Here is a 5,427-nt window from a genome sequence, read left to right as displayed (position 1 = left end):
CACTTTTACTTGAACCCAATTGTAGAGGGTGAAGATATTAAAAAATAAACTAAAAAAAATTTAATAGCTAATAAAAAAGTTTGTATTTATATAAAGTAGAAATTTCCTACATCCCCACCCCTTATCATGCCACTAATTATTCTTATACCGAATTTAAACTGTAGTTCTGTATAAAGTTGTTAATTAAATGTATGCTATGTTTAATAAAATCGCTGCTCACAATTAGGAGCTGGGTCAAAAGTGAAATTTTAACCTAGCTCTTCTATTTATTTCGGATAAACGTGTTCCATAAGTCAAAATTTCCCGTCTAAACTCGAATTACTCATAGAAAATTACTCGCTATGTTCGTAATTTCTTGTTAGTACTCAAATTTTACCGACTCACATCACACTTCCAGCTTCGTTGTATTAGTTGTTAACAATAAAATTTGGTTTTTCCTCATGCTCGGATAAAATAACATTAGTTGCTACAATGTTTGCCATTGCATTCCGTGCTTCAACTGTTGCATTCCCAATATGAGGTGTTAAAATGACATTTTTTAGGTCATTGAAATCACTATTTACCTTTGGCTCATTTTCGTACACATCAAGCGCTGCACCTGCAATTTTTCCAGTCTTTAAAGCTTCTAATAAGGCACTTTCGTCAACAATTGGACCACGGCCAACATTAATTAACATCGCCGTCTCTTTCATTTGTTCAAAAATAGTGGCGTTAAATTGATGGTGGTTTTTAGCAGTTAATGGAGCATTGATACTAATATAGTCACTAGTTTTAATTAACTCATTAAATAATTTATACGTGACTTTCAATGAACGTTCTTCAGGATCAGATAACTGGTGTGGTTGATAATATGATACGTTCATACCTAAAGCATTGGCTTTTCTAGCTACCTCACTACCAATGTTTCCTAGACCAATAATGCCTAATTTTTTACCAGCAATTTCATGACCTAGAAAATATAATGGGGCCCAACCAGGGAAACCTGATTGGCGCATTTGTCGATCACCTTCGACGATTCGATGGCCCAAGGCTAAAATTAATCCCATTGTGATTTCTCCCACCGAATTAGTTGAAACTCTTGGCGTATTAGTCACTTGAATTCCCTTAGATTTAGCATATACAATATCAATATTGTTAAAACCTGCTCCAAAGTTTGCAATTAGTTCTAACATAGGGGCAGCGTCAATAATTTCTTGATCTACTTCAGTAGAAAGCGTAGTAATCAAAAAATCAATATCAGCAACTTTTTCTAGTAACTCTTTATGAGAGATTAAGCCATCACCTGTATACTCTTCAACTTCCAAACCATTTTTTCTTAATTTTTCGACGGTAACTTTTGGTAACTTAGCGGATACATAAACTTTGTTCATAAATTTTGCCTCCTGTCTTTAATAATTTTATTATTATCTTAGATAGCTAAAAGCTCAATAACGCACTTTTTAGTAACCATTCAAAGGAGGAATTTTATTTTGACCGATTTAGCACGTAAAGCAGTAATGAAAAAGCTTATAAATGGTGATTATAATTGTCAAAAAGAATTTACGTTGTCCATGTTTAGTGGTAAATGGAAAATTAACATTATTTATCATTTAGGACATGAAGGCACTTATTATTTTTATCAATTACAAAAATTACTGCCCCATGCTTCACACAAAGAGCTCTCTGAAAAACTAAAAGAATTGGTCGAAGATGGTTTGATTAATAGACGGCCAGAAGCTGGTCCACGCATCAAAGTTGCCTATTCTCTGACTAATCTAGGTAAATCTTTGCTGCCGATCATCGATGAAATGTACGTTTGGGGAGGTAAAAGATTGCAGGAACTTCGTATGCAAAATATTAATTTTAGCTTAGGAGAGGTAAAAAAATAAACACGATTACAAGTGCATACCACCGTCTTCATGTCGGTTATGGGTCTGATGTTGCCGTTTCTTTTTCGTCATTTCCCATTCGGTATCTTTTAAGCTACGTGCTTGTTTTTGCCGTTGATAATCCTCATCACGGGCATATAGGGCGGCCATGATAGCGTCACTAAAGGCTGTCTTTAAGTAGTGACTTGGGCTAACTGGTTTGTAATTAAATGGTTGATAATGTCCCATATTTGCTTGTCGGTATTGGTCATCTTTATCTTGTTGCTCTTTTAACTGCTTTTGGATTTTTTCAATCTGGCTGGTCTTAATGGTCGGATCGGCTTTGCATTCACCCAGAAAGATTTGTTTAGTTCCGTCATGCTTTAAGACCCGTTGCAAGTTATGATTTTCTAACTGATCTAAGCTAAGCTGCCCCGACAAATAAGCTAACCCTAATTGATGTTCTTGGGTACTGAAAACCTTCGGCGGTTTTTTTGCCACTGTTCCAGTGTTTCAACCTTGCATGGCTTTAAAGCTGGATCATAGTACATCACGGCTGTATAAGCCTGTTCTTGTCTAACTAGCGAAAGATCATCTAAATCACCATTTGGAAAGGTTCTTTTAGGCCGATAATTTATCAGTTGAACAAACCGAGGAACTTTTAAAAATATTTGCTGATTATGTTAATGAACATAAACCGGATAAACTAAAAAACGATCAACCTAATAACTACGCCGATCGTTTTTATTTTCTGGATCATTTTTAGGTTTAACTTCTGGGTTCTGATTTGCAAAATCTTTTAACTGTTTCTGGATTCTTTGTGTGAACTCTGTTTTATTTTCTTTGAGTTTTTTTTACTTGATTGCTGTTGAATTATCTTTTGATCCCTGCCTCTTCTTTTGGCTTTTAGGTTAAGAGCAAAATCAGCAATTTTATTTTGGTCTAACTTACTTAAATGACCGATTTCTTTAAAGTTTAAACCAGCTTTTGGGAAGCGATAAATATTGCCAAGATCAACCCATGAGGGCTTTCTCAATCCGGCCGCTTGCCAATCTTTAATTGGATAATATTGTTGCTTGATATAAGCCGATTTATTTTGATACTTACTCGTGATTTTAAAAGCTTCGACCATTTGTGCTGATACCTTACGAATTAATACCGGTCGAGACTTGCCACCGTTAGTTTCTACATAGCTAACGTATAGGCTGATTAAGTCATTAGTCCTCATCTGGATCATTGAGCCAATCAGCGACTTCTTTAGCGTCTTTGAACTCTGTTACTGGTGTATCTTCGGTAGCCTTTAGAAAACGTAAATTAGCTTTTTCTTCTTCGCTTAAAGACGCATTAAAAGGCAAAGCACCATTAGCAACAATCCGCTTGTAAAACATGTTAATCGCTGTGGTTGGGTTTAGACCCAACTCGCTTAAAACTGCTTCGGTATTATCGGCCAAGTCTTTATCAATCTTGACTTGTACCCGTTTCTTTTCCTTAACTGCCATGATTGTCTCGCCCCTTTCTTTTACTACTACCATTATACTACCTTTTGAGTACCATTTCAATTATGTAAGTCTTTAAAAGCTGTAAGTTTGAGTTTGCTACCTCTTTGGCAACAACATAAATAACAAAAAAGGCTAACGATAAAGCCTCCTCGTCAAAACTATATATCAAAAGGAAATGTGGGTCTCTTTTGCATTTTAGCAGGAAACTTTATTGCTAAGTACCGAGTTAAAGACATAATGAACTCTAGAGAATAAGTGTCCTGAAAATATGCACCAATTATACCCATATTATTAGGATACTTTATAAATTCTAGTGGGTGTTTTTCTAAAACAGTTTCAGAAGATAACCTACTATCGGTCAATAATGCTAAAGTAATTTCATCAGTAAACAACCAATCAACTTGTCCGTCAAATATTGTTACACCATAGTCAGAAATCCACCAATTAACGATCTCAGAATCAGACAAAGGAAAATCTGAAAATGAGGTAACCTCTTTTTTCGCTATTTGTTTGTAAATATACAATGTAAAACTAAAATCATTTAAAGCACTTGTTTTATCTTTCATATAATGATCCCTTCCTCATAAGATATAAAACCTAAACTACAGGAAAAGTGTACTCAAGTCCATAAAAAAATTATTATGTTGGTAGTAGAAAAACAAAATTCTAATCATCCGAAATTAATTTGACCAAGTATTGTTTCAGTACTGGCCTGGTCTAAAACTAAATAAGCCACAGTCACAATTTCACTGGAATGATTTAATAAGTGCATTACCAGGCCAATATTGTAATTGGATTACGTGTAAACACGATAGGCACCTGTCTTTCGACATTGTGTGCGTTCCGAGATAATTGATATTTAAAAAATCGCCGACTTTGCCCATGCTTTTGTAAAACTGTTTTTCAGTAATATGCCGTTTTAGGTGTTGGATTGAGGGAAAAAGCCATTCAGATTGAAACTTATTTTCGAGTAACCATTGGTGATACAAAGAGATCTGTTCGAACCGGTTTAAGGTACAAAGTATTAGGTTTACCAGTTTTTCTGTCGTGAATAAAGGCATTTTGTTTAATAGATCCGTCCGGATAAAAGATATCGGCCTGTTTTAAGCACATGACGTCACTGACTCTCAGTAGTGTAGCTTTACCAACTTGAAAAATTGTATAGTTACGGCGCCCAGCTTTAAAGCTTTCTAATAAGGTATCTTGCACCTCTTTGAGAACATTCGAATCTTTGATTGGTAAGACTATTGCATATAAATGACCTCCAGTAATAGCACTTGATTTTTGTATCTACATAGGATATACTTAATTTAAAATAATAATTTAGGAGGGGAAAACATGGAAATTATTAAAGAGCAAACACGCTTAGCAAAGTGGGGAAACTCAAAAGCTGCTAGAATTCCTAGTCAAATTATTAAACAATTGAAATTAGATGATAATCAAGATTTGACAATAACAATTGAAAAAGGATCAATTGTTTTAACACCAGTAAAAAAGAACCCAACCAATATTCACGAACTATTTAAGGATTGGCAAGATGATGGGAAACGTGATCATGAACTTGATTGGGGAAAGTCTGAAGGTAATGAACTTCAATGGTAAGCCAAGGTGAGATATTTTATGTTGACTTTAATCCAAGTCGTGGTCATGAACAGATGAACAGACGGCCCGCCATTGCTCTAAGTAATGATCTAGTCTGTCAAACAAGTAATATGACAATTGTGGCTCCAATTAGCAGTACCGAGCGTAATTTTCCTATGTATCATCCGCTAACTAGTAGTCAAACAGTATATGGGAAAGTATTATTAGATCAAACAATAGCCTTAGATTTGCGGGCAAGACATGTCACTGACGAAGCTATTGTCGATCATGTATCACGTGAAGAATTAGAAGAAATAATCTCTTTATACAAATTGTTGTTCAGTATTGATGATGAATAAAAGAAGTTATTTTTTATAAAATAAAGATAAATAACCCCAACATTATATTATAGATGAAGTGCTTCATAATTGTTAGACAAAGAGTCTAATGATTGTGGGGTACTTTTTTCATGACCAAATATAGTTCAAAATTAAAAGCGG

At 34.7% G+C, this 5,427-nt stretch carries 6 protein-coding genes and 3 pseudogenes; 3 read left to right on the top strand and 6 right to left on the bottom strand.

The genetic code is table 11. The annotated features are described in order from the left end of the window. Positions 1–407: 407 nt before the first annotated feature. Positions 408–1,370, bottom strand: a complete 963-nt coding sequence (locus tag GSM_RS09225; RefSeq protein WP_003691088.1) for a 2-hydroxyacid dehydrogenase family protein — start codon at positions 1,368–1,370, stop codon at positions 408–410. A gap of 99 nt (positions 1,371–1,469) precedes the next feature. Between GSM_RS09225 and GSM_RS09220 the strand changes: the two genes are divergently transcribed. Then, the gene (locus GSM_RS09220; protein ID WP_003691089.1) at positions 1,470–1,868 is read left to right on the top strand and encodes a winged helix-turn-helix transcriptional regulator; all 399 of its coding nucleotides are present in this window, start codon (positions 1,470–1,472) and stop codon (positions 1,866–1,868) included. 6 nt (positions 1,869–1,874) lie between these two features. On the opposite strand, the pseudogene GSM_RS09215 reads toward GSM_RS09220, so the two are convergent. The 5 genes and pseudogenes from GSM_RS09215 to GSM_RS15430 form a co-directional block, all read right to left on the bottom strand. Next, a pseudogene (locus GSM_RS09215) lies at positions 1,875–2,470 on the bottom strand (MobQ family relaxase); the annotation flags it as partial. Between the two features lie 99 nt (positions 2,471–2,569). Then, positions 2,570–3,075: pseudogene (locus GSM_RS15215) on the bottom strand (hypothetical protein). Beyond that, entirely contained in the window at positions 3,065–3,346 is a 282-nt protein-coding gene (locus GSM_RS09205; protein WP_003691096.1) for a type II toxin-antitoxin system RelB/DinJ family antitoxin, read from the bottom strand. The pseudogene GSM_RS15215 and the gene GSM_RS09205 overlap by 11 nt, the downstream one beginning before the upstream one ends. Before the next feature lie 158 nt (positions 3,347–3,504). After that, a complete protein-coding gene (locus GSM_RS09200) occupies positions 3,505–3,912 on the bottom strand; it encodes a hypothetical protein (RefSeq protein ID WP_003691098.1) in 408 nt (135 codons plus the stop codon). Positions 3,913–4,016: 104 nt separating this feature from the next. Beyond that, positions 4,017–4,594: pseudogene (locus GSM_RS15430) on the bottom strand (site-specific integrase). 90 nt (positions 4,595–4,684) lie between these two features. On the opposite strand from GSM_RS15430, the gene GSM_RS09195 reads away from it, so the two are divergent. Further along, positions 4,685–4,948 (top strand): AbrB/MazE/SpoVT family DNA-binding domain-containing protein, encoded by a 264-nt coding sequence (locus GSM_RS09195; protein WP_003691100.1) that lies wholly within the window; start codon positions 4,685–4,687, stop codon positions 4,946–4,948. Beyond that, on the top strand, positions 4,942–5,286 hold the full coding sequence (locus tag GSM_RS09190) for a type II toxin-antitoxin system PemK/MazF family toxin (RefSeq protein ID WP_003691102.1): 345 nt from the start codon (positions 4,942–4,944) through the stop codon (positions 5,284–5,286). The genes GSM_RS09195 and GSM_RS09190 overlap by 7 nt, the downstream gene beginning before the upstream one ends. Positions 5,287–5,427 lie beyond the last annotated feature (141 nt).

The organism is Liquorilactobacillus mali KCTC 3596 = DSM 20444 (assembly GCF_000260415.1).
Classification (GTDB): domain Bacteria; phylum Bacillota; class Bacilli; order Lactobacillales; family Lactobacillaceae; genus Liquorilactobacillus; species Liquorilactobacillus mali.
The sequence above is the reverse complement of the archived record's forward strand: the minus strand, read 5'-3'. Positions and strand labels throughout refer to the sequence as shown.